Origin of the sequence: Streptomyces rishiriensis (genome assembly GCF_003112535.1) — a bacterium.
GTDB lineage: Bacteria > Actinomycetota > Actinomycetes > Streptomycetales > Streptomycetaceae > Streptomyces > Streptomyces rishiriensis.
Window position 1 is genome coordinate 68,859 of record NZ_BEWA01000012.1, and the last position, 15,543, is coordinate 84,401.

The window sequence follows — 15,543 nt, forward strand, 5'->3', positions numbered from 1 at the left end:
GTATCCGGCCATGCGGGAACCAGTGACGGTCTCAGCAGTGGTGGCGACCGCAGGCTTCGCCGCTCGGTCCGATCAGGTTCATGCGGGGCAATCCCCTTCCCCGGAGGTTATGGTTACCAGCTTCCGTCCGACGCCGCCTCCGACTACTGATCGAAAACGCCCACGGCTGCGCCAACTTCCTGAAATCCTTGGTCTACTGCACAGCACCGAGGAGATGGAGCCGGCCGCTTTGATCATTCTAGACACGAACATCCTGTGGAAAGGGACCGAAACCGTCACCGCAGACCTCCTCAAGGTCATCAGGACCTCCGGCATCGACCGTGTGGCCGTGCCTTGGGTTGTGCTGGAGGAGTTGACCGCCCAGCGGACAGAACCACACCGCGAAAAGTACGAAAAGGCAGCAAAGGCTTTGCAGAGCCTCAAAGGTGACACCCCGTGGCCTCTCCCCACGCTGCCAGCAATGGACTTGCCCCGTATCCAAGACCATTGGCGGCGGAAGTACCTCGATGTCGTGGACGTGATCCCGACGAGCGAGGCCACCCTCAAGAAGGCCTTGATCCGGGAGGCGAACGTCCTGCCGCCGTGCAAGCGGGTGGCCAGCAACGAACGTGACGGTGGGCAGAAGATCGGCGGTCGGGACGCCGCCATATGGCTCACTGCCGTGGAGTACGCGCGAGAGCACCCTGACGAAACGGTGTACTTCGTCAGCGAGAACACGAAGGACTTCGGCGACGGGTCCGAGTACCCGTACCCGATGAACCAAGATCTCGAAGGCTTGGAGGACCGGTTCGTGCTCCTCACGAACTGGTACGAGGTCATGGAGAAGTTCACGCAGCGCACTGAAGATGTATACGAGGATGCGGTGCGCTCACTCCTTTCGGACCCGGAAAGCCTCAGCGTGATCGAAGCAGAGTCCGGAACCAGGCTGCGAGTACCGCGGACTGGTCTCCATGGCCCCACGTTCGAGGCGACGATGGGCTTCTTTGTCGAGGACGAGGGCACGTTGGTCACGACGGAGGCCGTGCGGGCACTGGGCTGGGTCGAAGCCCCGACCGCTGTCCTCGACCACGTGAGCGAGTTGAAGGCCTACCGCATCGGGGAACACGTTTGGTGCATCGCCACTGTCCGATGGGCCCTCGGCGGCCCAGCCTTGTTGCACGACAGCCTCCAGGTGAAGGGTGTCGGGTGCACGTGGGAAACCCGCGTGCTGGTGAGCCCGACGAGCGCTGATGCCCAACTCACTGTGCTCCGAGGCCAGGACACCCAGGTTTTGAACAAGGACCCGCTCGACACGCTCACACCGGAGCTCGCTGCCCGCGTCGGCTTCCTCGCCCAGAGGCCGAGGTGGGCACGGATCCGGGACCGGCGAATGTCAGAACTCCTGCGCCGTACGCGGATGGAACGGTTCATTGATGAGGACTCACCGTTCTAGCGCCGCTGGTGCAAGGCGTGCCGCGCTCATGGCTCGCGCGCACGCCTTTCAAGACCACGAGCAGTATCCGGGTCGCCAGGAGCCACACCAGGTGCGTGTCTAACTGCGTGACAACGCCGACGAACACCGGCGAACAACCGCGAACGGCTACGGACCGTCAGCGCACGTGAGAGCCGCACCAGCCTAAGGCAGCACCCCCGCCGAAGTTGCTTCGGGACGAAGCAGTCGTCGACTAACCGCACGAATCGCAAATGCCTGTCGAAGGCACTTGGACGAAGCAGCGCTCACAAACCCGGGCGGGCTTTTCGGTGCGCTCGCGCCGGCGTTCGACCGCGGCTTGAAGTCTGGGGGCGAGGGCCGGCACACCACCGCCAGGCGGCATGGTCGCCCCAAAGTGGCGGTAGCAAGCCAGGCGGGCGTCGGCAGCATGATGCTCGCGTTCCAGCTCGTCATCGACCGGCGGCTCTCCGGCCACCGCCAGAACTTCCTTGTAGCCACTGCCTACCTTGCCGTCGTCTGTGTGGACCACCAAAGCCGTCAGTGGTGGGTCGCCGCGACGGTGGGCTTCGCGCACCACCCGGCCCAAGATCGGACCGATCCAGTTGTGCAGGAGAGTCTTGGTTCGCATGCCAGTCCTGCTCTGGATCTCCTCCGCCAACTCCTTGTAGGTGATCACTGCGTGGTAGGTCTGCGCTACGCCTACGAGGATCACGTACGCCTCTGAGCTCCAGGCTTCGCGTGCCTCCTGCCCCGTCGGCTTATCGATGCCGACCGCAGACTCAGAATCCCCCTGCTTCATCCCCACCCCGTCGTACTCTCGATCGTTGGCACTCTCTTGCATCCTCCCGTTTGGAAGGAGGACAGCGCCATGGCTCTGCGCGAGCTCACCGCCGTACGCCAATCGGTACAGCAGCGTCGAGAGCGAGCGGCCTGATCACTGGAACCGAGCCTCCTGCCACACGCGGTAGTAGGTCGAGGACGGGACGACCGAACCTTTCTCGCTGAAGAACAGGCGCCCGTCGTCCGCCGTGCCAAAGGTGGCCAGGTGCTCACGGAACACGGCTACGAGGTGAGGCGGAATAGGTACCTGCCGGACATTCTCGATCGGCCGGTTCTTAAGCCCGCGGTCGTCGTGGGTCTCCCCCGAGTCGGTCCACTGCTTGCCGACCGATGGGCGGGTCCGATGGAGCAGCGCCGAGCCCCAGCCCTGTTCTGGGAGGATCAGGTCCGTCTCGGCGAGGCCGACCGCTTCAGCTGGCCGGAGGCCACCGAAGTACACCGCGGCGAACAGACCCACGAGACGACGGCCGCGGGCACGCCGGTATCCGCCCACATAGGAGACGGCCGCCGGGAGATTCCGAGCCTGTTCCGGGTTGGCGACAACGCGGGGATCCACTTGGTTGGACACCTTCGGCTTCTGCCAGCGGACAGCCGTGATCGGGTTCTCGCGCAGAAGCCGCGGAGTGACCCACACGACATTCCGGCATCTCACAGAGGTCCTGAACCTCAACGGCACCCAGCGAGACGACCTGCGCCAGCTGCTCATCCACAGCCGACCGGAGCGATACTGCGGACCGCTTTGGAGCATCCCAGCCGCGACTGAGTAACAACCTTCTTCACGGGTTCAAGGCGGCTCGCTCCGCTCCCCGCGCGACCCGGCCCCCGGCTGGCCTGCGCTCCTGTCTCCGCCCCCCTCCAGCCCCGGCCGGCGCCCGCGCCGCGCAATGCGATCAGCCAACGGATGTCAGAGAAGAGGGACGCCGCCGCACAGATTGCCGCCGATCTGCCCAAGCAGTTCCGCTGGGCCAAGTGTGAGGACCAGCAGATGTGAGACTTCTTTACCCATCCACACGCAGGGTTCATCGAGTCGCTCTTTTGATTTGGGATCTATCCTCGGGGTAGAGCTCGTCATTCCTGCCGGCGACTTCGCTGTCAGCATCTGCGCAGACCACCACGCGTCAGCAGCCGGACTGGTCCAACCTAGACGACTCCGGCCGCCGCACAAAGAGCTGCACCGCCTCAAGCGATACGACCGCCTCCTGCGCCAAGTCTCCTACTTGTCCGAGCAGATCAGCATCATCCGCGGCGATCCCAACCAAGTGCCGTATCTCAGAAGCGCGACAAGGGCTTCAAACACGTCCAGGCCGTCATTGCGCTGGCACGACATCGCACCAGCGTGTTGTGGGCACTCGTGCTCGACGAGCGAGTCCTAGCACCCACCTCACTCATCAAGCAGCTGGCCCGATTCAGCTCAAGGCCACAAAGCATGATACGTGGTTGAGGCGAGTGGAGCTGCAGCGAGACACACGCGCGCGTGATCGGTCGACCCACCCGCCGTCGTGGCTGGCTTTCGTCGGCTTAGGCGCAGACGATCTCTGGGACTAGAGCCACTCCCGCTCCTGACGGCGTAGGGAGGCATTGGTTCCAACTTGGGGATCTCACCACCAGACCCGCACGACAGCCAGCCGACACAAAGCATGCTTCGCGGCCTCCCGCTCCCCTACCCGGCTAAACGCACCATCGCACCAATGCCTTGAGGGCTCGCGCCGACCAATCACTCGATAATCATATCAAGCAGACCCAGTAGTGGATCCTGGACCTGAGAGCCGTCTCCAACTTCTCTCTTTGCACACTCGACTGTGTCAATGGCCGTCATGACAAGGTCGCGGATGCTGCTTTCGTCCTGCGAGTGCTTTCGGAGCCAGTCGAACCCTGCGTGCGCGTAGCGATCGAGCAGTGCCAGCTGTTCCGCCATGTTATCACTGGCCAGCAGATCCATTTGTGATCTCAGAGAATCATCGATAGTTTGGTCGGGAGCGGCGCTTGTCAGGACCACCGCAGCGGTGATCTCGGTAGCGCCAGCTGCACCGAAAAACACTCGGTCCTGGATAGGAAGCACCTCTCTCTTAGAGGTAGGCATTTCCTCCGCGGGCGTAGGCTGATTTAGCGCCATCGCCAGCGTTGCAGCAAATACGTACGCGTCCCGCATCTCCTTGAATGGGCCAGTCTTAGTACCTGCCGCGGCCGATTTTGCTTTGCCCGACGTGACGAGCGAATCAAGGATATCCCTATGATCCGGATAGATGTTGACGTTCGCCATATCTCGTCCTTCAACTGATGTTGGTCATCCGTGTTCTAGCATGTGCCACACCTTCGTCTTGAGCGCTGTAGGTGTGGTCCTTTCCGTTCCATCGGACTGTTCGGTCGCTAGAGCTACGCGAGGTCAATTCCATAATGTTGGCACTTCCCACGCTACCAGCGATTCTCTCCCATACAGCAATGGATTTCGCTGAAACCAACACGACGACTTGAGGCAGCAACCTGGGCAGCGCATTCACCACGTCGGCCTCGTACTCATCATCCAATGGGCTTGTCGGCGAGTCGAGGACGACTGGGAAGCCATGACTCCGCGATGTATCGACGCTCCCCGTACGCTTGAGTTGTTGCCGATTCCGGGCGATCTCCTCGTAAAGCGGAGCCAGCCTTGCGATGGCACCCAGGAAAGCAATCAAGACCAACACCTTCTCCGACTGAGAAAGCGGAATCTCCTCATCTTTCCCTGGGAAACGCACTGTAATGCCGAAATCTTCGCCGACGTGGATTTGATAGGGTTTGGCAATCAGGTCCGAGTAGGTCGCATTGATTGCCTTCTCGAAATCTTCTCGACCAAATCGGTTCAGACCCTTACGGGCTGTATCGAAGAATTTCTTGACCTCGCGAAGGATCTCAATGGCAGCTGTCTTGCGCTTGTGCCCCTCAGATTTCGAGGACTTCTTAGTGTAGTCCGACAGCAACTCTCCAACTTTGGCAGATAGCGCCTCGATTTCGGCTTCAATGCCCTTGGACTCGGCAATGAGTACATCTACGCTCTTCTGCCTCACCATGGCGATCTCAACGGGGCTCTGACCTGCTGGGGGTCGTTCCACATCCTGGGCTTCGGTGAATTCCAAGAGTTCACGTGTCGCATTGCCAAGCAGCCGTTCGGCCATATCAAGGCACGTCCGCAGCACTGCCTGGAGCATTCTCATGTCGGCACCCTGCTGGGGGCCAGCGACTCCAAGATCTGACGCGAGAGCGGCAATTTCGTTGCGCAGGTTCGCGACCACCATGTCTTTCTGGGTGGCATGCCGCACAAGCAGAGAGCGAGTCTCCAAGCCGCGGACAGCAATCCGCGCGTCGCCGACGTGCGCACGCAGCCTCTTGATGCGCTCGTTCGCTTCCCTCGAGAGTGGCTCGCCACACAGCGTGCAGCGGCGGTCTTTCAACGTCTTATCGAGCACCGACTCGTGAATACGCGGAGGCATCAAGCCAGCCTTTTCGGCTAGGTCAAGCTGCGAGATCGCGGAGTGCACTGCGCTCTGAGCAAAATGGAGATGCGCCTTGCGGGCCAGGTCGAGGTAAAGCTCGTACGCTTGTTGGGTTGACACTTCTGCTTGCCGCACGCGACCCGTTCGCTGTTCGTACTCACGCTCCCATTTTTTGATCTCCTCCGGGTTGTACCTTTCAGCGTCCTTCTTCGCTTTACTCGCTTTGTCTCTGGCATCCGCTAGCAGGACTGGAAGGGCATCACGACGCTCCTCAGCAGCATTGAGCTCCTCCTGAGCCTGCGCATACCTCCGCCGAGCTTCCTCGACGGTGTTGTCACTATAGTTTTTAGGCGGTTTGAGTGCCTCACTCTCTATCGCCTTACGCAGATCCTCGATCGCCCGGTCGTAGATGTCGCCAGCCAGCAGAGATCTGATCGCCTGGCCGATGTTTAGAGAGGATCCCTCGCCAGGCCTGTTCCCCTCCAATACGTTCGCAGTACTGAACGTCTCGGCAGGAAAGAAGAACAGGTCTTTGAGCGCTTTAGGGAGAATCCGATAGATGTCGCCTTCAACCGCACGCTCACCGTTCTTGGTAACGGTTAGGTCATATTCGCCAGCGGACTGCCTGTGTGCATCGGTTACCCTGCGGATACGGAATTCATCATTCTCGTGGATCAGAGTAAGTTCTACCCAGGTCTCGGCAGATGGATCCATCTCCACAGCGTCGACGTTGACCAATTGGCTTGGCTGTGCGAACCCGTCAGTGAACTCACCGTACAGAGCCCAGGTGAACGCATTGAGAAGGGCCGTCTTGCCAGCACCATTAGGCCCTAGGATTAGAGTTACAGGCTTACGCGGGTCGACAGAGAACTCTACTCGGTGGTCACCGTGGAAAGACCGCCAATTACGCATTACCAAGGTCACGAACTTCACTTACGACCCTCCTTAGTCTTCGCCATCTGAAGGGCACGGTTAGCAAATTCGTCGGGTAGGTCACTACGGTCATCAGAGAACCTTCGCCTATGTTCCGCAGTGACAACGTAAGCGACCACCTCCTTCGCCTCAGAACTCAACTCGCTCGCCATTTTCTGCATTTGCTCTTCAAATGGGTTCATCAGGCCCATTCCTCCATTTCGTCGTCCTCAGTCATACTCATCCAGGGCTGTTCAACGGGACGTAGACCGTATTCGTATGCCCACTCGATAATTGTCAGAAGTGCCTCGCGGTTTCGGGCCGCCTCGGCAAGTTCAGCGGCTCGAGACAATTCCCCCCCAATGAGGCGCTTCTCTGAATCAGATGGCTCGCCAGCAGGTCGAGGCGGCATTACGATGAAGTCATAGATAACAGCGTGCGACTTCGGGTTATCCGGGTCCCGCCGCAAAAGTCGCCCACGACGCTGCACGAATTGCCGAGGGTTCTGGGTCGACGCGGTGATGACACCAATACGCGCAGATGGGATGTCTACTCCTTCGTCTAGGCATTTCATAGCCAATAGAGCCTGAATGTCCCCACTAGCCAGGCGCTCCTGAAGGGCCTCACGACGATTCCTGTCTGTCTCACCGTAATAGGACTCGATCCGCATCCCGAATTCCTCGCGGAGCATCTTCTCGGTCTTCTTGAGCGCAGGGAGGTCAGTTTCGGGATTTGTCCCTTCGGCAACGTAGATAATCTGGTGCGTCTGGTCTTTCAAGCCGCTCGCCATCAGCTGACGAAGTCGGTCGTGCTTTCCAGTAGCGTGCTGAGTTAGCCTGGTGCGCGCTCGGATTTGAGCCTCTGCCGCTAGATCATCCCCCTTGGCGAATGCAGCCGCGATCCGTTGCGAAATCTGCCGATAACGCTTGGTCTCGTCATCGGTTAGCTCGATCCGATAGGGCAAGTAGTCATAAGGTACGAGTGCGTTGTGCTGATAGATCGCCTGCTTGATACTGATCGAAACCACGGGATCGCCGAAGTACCTTAGGAGAGCCTGCGTACCCTCGTCGTCGCCGTGCCGCTTGGGCGTCGCAGAGAGCCCCAGGGTAAACGTGGGATTTGGGGGCAGCGCATCCAGGCGCGCTGGTGTGCCCAGCGAGTGCATTTCATCCCCGATGACCATTATCCGGCCACGATGACGGGCCAACTGCCGCTGCACAAAATGTTCGTCATCAGCGACGTCCTCCCTACGCGGCGTGAGGCTACCCGCTGTGCTGATTACCATCTCAGCTCGGCGTCCTTGACTTGATCGGGCAGCTGAGAATACAGATTTCAGATACTCCCGCTGTCTGCTGGTGAGGGTGCCGTGACAGACAGCGGGACGAAAGCCGAACCGCTCGGCCTCCTGACGCCATTGCTCCACTAGATCGATCAGTGGCACGATCACCAGCACAAGCAGTGGCTCGTTGGCGTTGGAGGAGTGTACGGAGGCTTGCGTCGCGGCGGTCAGGGCGGTGATGGTCTTACCAGTGCCTGTTGCCATAGCGAAAGTGCCGCGTCCACCAGCCCGGAGCCAGTCGTTCACCGCATCTTGTTGAAACTCGCGCAGTGTGAGGTCGTCAGGTAGCGACGGGACAAGCGACACGCCTTCCAAAGAGGGGGCGATCGATGAGACTGGTTGGTCAATTTCGGTTATTGTCCGCCCTGCAGACGGCTCGCGGATGCCGAAGTTGGACCGCATAGGATTTTCAATCCAGTCGTTTACCCGCCACAAAGTTACGCCATCAACGCGCTCGCCCCATAGCTGCTCGAACCGATCTCGTTCTTCGCAGGCATACGCGCGCTGCTCCTCGTTCACCCAGCTACGATGCAGCGGAAACGACTCCGAATGAAGCCTAGCCCCGCCGATCGTTTCATTCGGACTGCCGGTGAACGTCATCCAGTTACCGGCCTGGTCAGAGAAGACTCCGATCTTCTCATGGAACAGTGCGTAAGTGTGCGTATGCTCCCGCAGTGCGATACGGACATCCAGCCGGCCAGTAGCGACCATCCATGTCAGCAGCTTCAGCCGGTCCGCTAGCACAGGGCTAGGAATCGGCTGCAAGATGGCGCGTCGAAGCCCCTCCTTAATGTAGTTCTTGAGTTCCTCGCCCTTACCCATTGCCGCCAGCTCATCGTCACTTAGGTGGGCAGGAGACGTAATAAGCCGCATCATGCCGCCGTTGAGAACGAACCTGTCAAGAGTGGGCGCAATTGCCGCCAGAATGCCCGCCGAGAAAAACCCAACGGCCCGATCGTAATTTCGCGACCGGGCGAAGGCGGGGACATAGAAATCTTTGATTAGGTCATCTGGCGGCGAGTTGTACCGGCGCTTCCACTTCGGTTCCCAGGAGGGCAAGTCGTCGGTCATCACGCGCCTTTCAGGAGGTCAAGCAAAGGATCCTTCACAAGACCGTGGTCTCTGCCGTCGCCGTCAGACCTCTGAGGCTTGGGCGAATCCAGCTGAGCGTCCATCCCCGGCAACGGAACGTCGGACCTTTGGGGCTGCATGCCTGAATCGCCAACTAGTGTCAGCAACAAAGCGGTCAAGATATCTACGGCGCTCTCTCTGCCACACTGTCGTATATTACGCAAATCAGCGATGGTGATCCCCAGTAGCTGATCGAGGCGCCTAAGATGATTCTTGCGTAGCAGGTTTCGTGCTCGCTGGGTATGGCAACGGATGTCGACCTCGTCGCCTGTGGTCGTCGAGCGCCCCAACAACGTGCCTAGGTCGTTGGGGGAGTCGACGCCCACAAGGATCCGAGCCCATGCCTGTGCTGTCGCCATGCGCATCGTGCCGGCAGGAGCCGCGTCCACGTCGACGACCGCCTGCTCATACTCCACGTTCTCGCCTCACTCCCCGCGATCCCTGAACCCATCATTGTTCTCAGCTTGTCGCCACGTCACCAACACCCTGGCGAGTGTTACCTCGATGATCCTCACCCCCGGACACGCCAACCGCGCCCACGGGTTGCGCCAGTGGTGTGTGAAAAATTAGCGTAGCGATCACTGTGACACGCAGACTCCCCGGAAAGTTGCCCTTGAGCACTGGTCTGTGAACCAGCCTGCCTGGCGTCCCCACGCGGCTCACACAACACCCGTCGCCACCGGGACAACACCAGCAACCCTCCATCCCAGTCAGGGCACACTGCAAGACGGCGGTCATCCGTCACCACACGTGGAGGGTGACAGCCGGCCAGCCCGGCTCAACAGGATTCCTGTTGTGTATCCATGAAGCTCGCACATCGGCCGCCCATCGGCGGGACTTGACGGCACCGAGATCAACTTGGCGGTCACACCTTTGCCAGCACACGCGACCAAGTCGGGACCTGCGCAGGGGGACGGACTTGCTTAGAAGGGCATGCCCTGCGGCCACACGCGGCGAAAGCGACATAGTGGACGAGTCGTGACGACTTGTGGGCGCGAGATAGTAGCGCCAGCCAACCGTCTGATACCCCCAGGCGAAACTGTCCGGGACTGGCTCACCTGTAGGGCTAGCCAGCCCTACAAGGCAACCGTCTGGTCCTCCTGGAAGCTCAGATACACCGATCCCCCAGGGGGTCTGCCTGGGGGATCATTAGGGTCGCGTCAGAGGGTGACGACGGCGCCAACTAGGCCTTCGATGGTGGCCATTTGCTTGTCCGCGCCCAGATATCCGATGCCGCGGTGCACGTGCACGGTCAGCATGCGAGCGACGTTCTCATCTGAGAGTTCCTGCCCCATCGCCGCGCATCGCTGCTTGAGCAGGGCCAGATAGACATCACCGTGCTGGCCGGCGAAGGTCTTCCACGTCATCTCCACGTTGGAGTCGGTGACGATGTCCTTGACCAGCGGAGTCGAGGGGTCTTTGAGGGACAGCAGCAGCGCCCAGCGGCACAGTACGTTCCACTGGGTGATGCCGGTGGTGCGCTTGAGGTAGACCAGCCGATCCTTAGCTGGCTGGGACAGGCGGACGTTGTCAACCGGCATGCTGTGCTCCTGCGTTCCACCAATAGCCTTCGACGACAGCGGTGGTGAACTCAGTGTCGTCGTGGACGAGGGTGTAGGTCTGGGCGACGGACTTCTTCAAGCGGCCCAGTAGGTACTCGTCGATCTCCTCGTCGGTGGACAGCAGGAGGACCTGGTCGCTGGCGTTGGGGAAGTAGCGGTCGACGAGGTGCTCGCGATGACGGCTGTCGAGGCGGCCCAGCGGGGTGTCGATAACGCTGGGCAGACGGTTGCCAGCGACCCGCATCAGGCCCCACAGCAGGGAGACGGCCAGGAGCTGGCGCTCGCCGGCGCTCAGGCGCGCGGGGTCGATAGGCTCCCCGTCGGCATCGGCGAGGGTGAGGGTGAACTTGTCGGTGTCGATGCGCAGGTCGTGCACGAGTCCTTGCTTGCGCATGAGGGCTTTAAAGCTCTGCAGGACGGCCACTTCGAGTCGGCTGATGTGCCGCTTGAGGAGTGCGGAGCCGAAGCGTTCGAGAGTGCCGCGGGCCTTTTCAGAGTATTTGATGACCCTCTCGACCTCTTCTGCTTTGACCTTGGTGCGGACGAACTCCTTGTGGGCTCGTTCGAGCAGGGTGGTGACGTGCTCGCGGCGTCGCTTGAGGTCCTCCAGCTTGGCCGTGGCACGGTCGCACGCGGCTTGGCTGCGGGCGACTTCCACGATCTGCTCGTCCCGGGCGACTTGCAGGGCTTCGACCTTGTCCTGGGCGGGAACGCCGGCGAGCTGCCGGTCCAGTTGGTCGCGTAGTTCTGTCAGTTCTGCGGCGCTGTGCAGTAGCTGCTGTGAGCGCTCCCGGTCCCGCTGGAGGAGTTCATTCAAGACGGTGAGCTGGGCCAGTGCGTCGTGCGGCAAGCGTAGGTCCACCGGCAGCTGCGTCTTGTCGGCACGCTCGGCGCGGTCGGCGTCCAGTTGCTTGAGCACGTCGGCGCGGACGGTGTCGGGCACCAGATCCAGCAACCACTGGTCACGCGCTTCGAGTACCTCCAGAACCTGTGCCGATTGCTGGGCTTCGTGCTCCTTCTCGGCCTGCCGGCGCACGTCCTGCAGAAGCGGTTGGGCCATCAGCAGGGGCAGCGGGCCCGCGGCAAGCTGGATCAGCTCGCCGCGTACCTGGGCCAGGCGGGCGGCGGTCTGCTTTTTGTCGTTCTCCAGCTCGATGCGCCTAGTGAACAGATCGCCGCCCTCGTCGGCGAACGCCTTCTCCAGGCTGTCCAGCTTGCGCTGCGCCTTACCGAGATCGGTACGGGAGTGGGCGAGTTCCTGATGAGCGATGTCGTATTGGGAGAGCACCGCTTCGCGTTCGGCTTCCTGGGCGCGGATGTTGTCCAGCAGGTGCTGTTCCTCGTCGGACAGCTTCTGGCGACGCTGCAGGGCCAGCAGGTCGTTGCGGAGCTGTTGGACGGTGCTCACGCCCAGAAGAGAGTGAACGGCAGACTCGATGACAGAGGCGGCCCGTTCGGGGTCGGCCAGTGATTCGATCTTCTCACCGTCGAAGAAGGCCAGGGAGGCGATCTCCAAGGGGAGGAGGGATTCGACGTGGTCGGCCCAGCCATCACTCAACAGCCGATTGAACTTACCCTCGAACGTGACGTTGCGTTGCGTCTTTGCGCGTGCGCCGTAGGTGTCGTCGACGTAGACGTTGAGAAATTCCTTGAGGGTCTTGCCGCTGATGTGCCAGCTGCGGACGACGCGGTAGTAGTGCTCGTGCCCGCCAGTCATGACGGTGAACTCGAGAGTGATCGCAGAGCCGCGGGTGGGGTCGGCCTTGCGGTTGATGCTCTCGCGTAGGTAGGCGTCGTAAGCCTTGGTGCCGCGGCCGCTGCAGCGGGCTCGGTTGCCGTAGAGCGCCAGCTGGATGGCGTCGAGCAGGGTCGTCTTGCCGCACCCATTCAACCCGCCGATCAGGATGATCGGCTTGTTCTTTTTGGGGGTTAGATCAAGAGACTGCTTGCCGCGGTAGGCCCCGAATTCTTCGAGGGTGATCTTACGCAGGAGCATCGAGTTCGTCTTCGTCGTCGAAGGTCAGGTTCTCGGAAATGTCGTCACGCCACTTTTTCTTGCGCGTAGCAAATTCCACGGCGTCTTCGTGGTTGTCGTAGTAGCCCTTTTGTACGGCTTGCTCGAGGGCCTGGAAGAGGCCGGACCGGCGAGCCATGGTGCGGTACTTCCGCTCGACGGCGAGGAGTTCGCGGACCATGTTGTAGTGCAGGTCGTCGCCGTCGCAGACCTGCTTGAGGACATCCATCTCGTCGGAGCCCATGACAAGCTGCTCATCCAGCGGGCCGCCCGGGAACGGCTCGCCGGTGACGTCCCGATAGATCTGCGGCAGGCTGTCCTCGACCTCATGCTTGTCGAACACCCAGATCCGGCGGATCTCATGCAGTTCGTCGAACGTGATGAGTTCGATGTTCTGCACGTGCTCGGGGGCGTGGGCACGGATCCATGTTTGCGCCTGGAGCAGCTCCTTGAGCCACTCTTCGCGGTAGGACTGCAGATAGGGGCCGTGGATGGCGCCATCGTTGAACAGCATCACCTTGCCGTTCATACGCCGGAAGTCACGGGCCGGCTTGTCCGGGCGCGGGAAGGGTGCCTTGCGGCCGGCCGGGAGGTCGGGGTCGCCCTCCTGGTAGTGACCGAAGGGTGCATCGAGCTTGTTACGCAGATCCAGCAGGGGAAGCATCCACTCCTTTTCCTCGTCGTTCTGGATCATGGCAGACATGGACTTGTCCTGCTCGACGAGGGTGCAGGTCCAGCAGCCGAAGCGGCTGGAGCCGCAAGAGGGGGTGGTGGAGTCGACCACGAGAGGGCATTCACCGTCCCCGGAAGCACCCTGGTACATGGTGAGTAGGTCCTGATTGTTGTAGCCCCAGGGGTTGGGCTTCTGCATCAGGAACTCCCACACATCGTCGTTGGTCCAGTCCTCAACGGGGCTGTAGACGAGGGAGTTGGGCAGGTTGGCGTTGGGTGAGAGGCGGTCGCGTACGCGTCGCTTCTCGTGCTTTTCCATGGCGCGGGCGCGGGCTTGGCTTTCTGCCTTGCGAATACCCAGCACCATGATCGCTTCGCCGTGGGCAGCGACCACGCTGCGGATGAAGCTGTTCGACGGCTTGATCTTCAGTCGTTCGGTGCACCAGCGAAACTTCGGGCGCGGGGCGGGGTAGCCGCGGCCGATGAGGTTCACCCAGAAGGTGTCCTTTATCTCCGGCGTGAGGCGGTGTGGTTCGATCGGCAGGCTCTGTGCCTGTGCCGCGTCCTGCATGGTGCCCAGGGAGGCGGAGACCCAGGCGGCGACGACTGGGTTTTCCACGAGGGTGTCGGTGGAGATGACGTGCACGGCCTTGGTGCGCTGCTCGGCGGGCAGGTCTGCAAGGGCCATCCACACCAACTGCAGGACGGCGGTGGAGTCCTTGCCTCCGCTGTAACCGATGACCCAGGGCACCTGGTCGGCAGTGTAGAGCTCGCGGATCTCCTCGGTAAGCTCGGTGACAACCGCGTCCAGTGAACGCCCGTTGAAGGGCTTGCGGCGTACGGGGGTGAGCCCAAGATTGAGGGGGATGGTGGTCATGCCTCGCCTCGCAGGTATGCGTCTTCCACACGTTGCTCTTCCGGGCTCAGCTCCAGGCCCAGATGCTTACGCAGGTAATTCACAGTAAGTGTCATGTTTTGGTGGCTTTTGGAAACGCGACCACCGACGATGGCACGCCCCTCCCAGTCAACGTTGGCCCGGCTCCAGTCCACGTGCTTCAGCGGAGCCAAACGCTTCTTCCACGCGGTCGCCTTGATGGACTCCCTCAGGAGCGAGTTGCCGATACGACCCAGCGCATGCAGGGCGATGCCGTGGCTGTGAATGAAGTCTCGGCGCATCTCTTGCGCGGACAGCTGCTTGTCACGCACCATCGCCCATTCTGGCAGCGCCGCGTCCACGGCCTCCCAGAACGACTGCGCCAGCCCAGTCGCCTCGTCCTGCTTCAGCTCGAGGCCTTGGAGCAGGGATTGGTTGCCGAAGTACAGGGCACTGAGGGTGAACAGCTTGCGGGAGCGGGCGGACAGGGTGCTCTTCTCCATCTCCACAAAACCCTTGAAGATGGCCGAGCGTTCAGTGAGGGTCCGAGCGATCTGTGCGTTGACGTCCCGGTGGTCGTACAGGACGCCGATCGAGCGCGCCGGACGGACGGCGTGCCGGTTGAGGTCGGCGAACATCTGCTGAGAGCGCGCGAGCCCCGTGTCATGAAAGAAGACCACGGCGATGGTCTCGTCCCCCAGGTCGGGGTTTTCCTTCAACGCCAGCTCGATGGCGGCGCGGCGGTGCTGCCCGTCGTTGATGAGGAAGCGTGCATCCATGGGGATGCGCAGCTGCCCGGTACGGTGCGCGGCTCCTTCGGCTCCCTGGCTATCGAAGACCATGTCTCCGTCCACGGAGGCGGTCAGGGCGCTGAAGACATAATCCTCGGGGTTATCCAGGATGTAGCGGGCGAGCGCCGGCAGGCGTCCCTTGTTCAGGACGCGCTGGGCTCTCAGCTCGGCGGAGAGATCATCTTCGTCGAAGAGGAAGATCTTCGGGATGAGCCGCAACGGGCACATCGACGCATAAAACTCCCGCCCCGCCTGCACTCCGCGGATCGCAGGGAAGGTGTACTCAAAGCCATTAGACACTCGCGAGACAGCCCGCCCCGCAGCTTGGCTCGCCGCTTCAGTCTGCACCCATGCACTCTAGCGTGCACGTACGTCTCCTGAGAAACGTACGCCACTTTCGTCTCGACGTACTCAGGGGCACAAACTGACGTACCAGCCTTCGACCATGCGCCTACAGGCGGCGAAGCCACACAGGAACAAGCGCCGCGAAGACGATGTTGACGTACTGG

At 61.3% G+C, this 15,543-nt stretch carries 10 protein-coding genes and 1 pseudogene; 1 reads left to right on the forward strand and 10 read right to left on the reverse strand.

Translation table 11 applies throughout. The features are described 5' to 3' along the window. Positions 1-214 precede the first annotated feature (214 nt). On the forward strand, positions 215-1,432 hold the full coding sequence (locus Sri02f_RS19650; RefSeq protein WP_159106748.1) for a PIN domain-containing protein: 1,218 nt from the start codon (positions 215-217) through the stop codon (positions 1,430-1,432). 232 nt (positions 1,433-1,664) lie between these two features. On the opposite strand, the gene Sri02f_RS19655 is transcribed toward Sri02f_RS19650, so the two are convergent. From Sri02f_RS19655 to dndB, 10 genes and pseudogenes are all read right to left on the reverse strand, one after another. Continuing rightward, positions 1,665-2,273 carry a hypothetical protein gene (locus Sri02f_RS19655; protein WP_245970695.1) on the reverse strand — a complete coding sequence of 203 codons (609 nt, stop codon included), beginning with the start codon at positions 2,271-2,273 and terminating at the stop codon, positions 1,665-1,667. Positions 2,274-2,375: 102 nt separating this feature from the next. Continuing rightward, positions 2,376-2,885 (reverse strand): annotated as a pseudogene (locus Sri02f_RS19660) (site-specific integrase); the annotation flags it as partial. Between the two features lie 1,101 nt (positions 2,886-3,986). Beyond that, on the reverse strand, positions 3,987-4,532 hold the full coding sequence (locus Sri02f_RS19665; RefSeq protein ID WP_159106749.1) for a DNA phosphorothioation-associated 4-like protein: 546 nt from the start codon (positions 4,530-4,532) through the stop codon (positions 3,987-3,989). Between the two features lie 10 nt (positions 4,533-4,542). Further along, complete coding sequence (locus tag Sri02f_RS19670; protein ID WP_109002633.1) at positions 4,543-6,672, reverse strand: AAA family ATPase; 2,130 nt, start codon at positions 6,670-6,672, stop codon at positions 4,543-4,545. Between the two features lie 181 nt (positions 6,673-6,853). Next, the gene (locus Sri02f_RS19680; protein WP_159106750.1) at positions 6,854-9,061 is read right to left on the reverse strand and encodes a DEAD/DEAH box helicase family protein; all 2,208 of its coding nucleotides are present in this window, start codon (positions 9,059-9,061) and stop codon (positions 6,854-6,856) included. Beyond that, positions 9,061-9,537 carry a hypothetical protein gene (locus Sri02f_RS19685; protein ID WP_109002636.1) on the reverse strand — a complete coding sequence of 159 codons (477 nt, stop codon included), beginning with the start codon at positions 9,535-9,537 and terminating at the stop codon, positions 9,061-9,063. Before Sri02f_RS19685 ends, Sri02f_RS19680 begins: the two co-directional genes overlap by 1 nt. A 744-nt stretch (positions 9,538-10,281) precedes the next feature. Continuing rightward, entirely contained in the window at positions 10,282-10,662 is a 381-nt protein-coding gene (gene dndE, locus Sri02f_RS19690; RefSeq protein ID WP_109002637.1) for a DNA sulfur modification protein DndE, read from the reverse strand. Beyond that, positions 10,652-12,679 carry a DNA sulfur modification protein DndD gene (gene dndD / locus Sri02f_RS19695; protein ID WP_109002638.1) on the reverse strand — a complete coding sequence of 676 codons (2,028 nt, stop codon included), beginning with the start codon at positions 12,677-12,679 and terminating at the stop codon, positions 10,652-10,654. Before dndD ends, dndE begins: the two co-directional genes overlap by 11 nt. Next, positions 12,666-14,246, reverse strand: a complete 1,581-nt coding sequence (dndC, locus tag Sri02f_RS19700; protein WP_174855670.1) for a DNA phosphorothioation system sulfurtransferase DndC — start codon at positions 14,244-14,246, stop codon at positions 12,666-12,668. Before dndC ends, dndD begins: the two co-directional genes overlap by 14 nt. Further along, complete coding sequence (dndB, locus tag Sri02f_RS19705; RefSeq protein ID WP_218029887.1) at positions 14,243-15,382, reverse strand: DNA sulfur modification protein DndB; 1,140 nt, start codon at positions 15,380-15,382, stop codon at positions 14,243-14,245. Before dndB ends, dndC begins: the two co-directional genes overlap by 4 nt. Between the last annotated feature and the right edge of the window lie 161 nt (positions 15,383-15,543).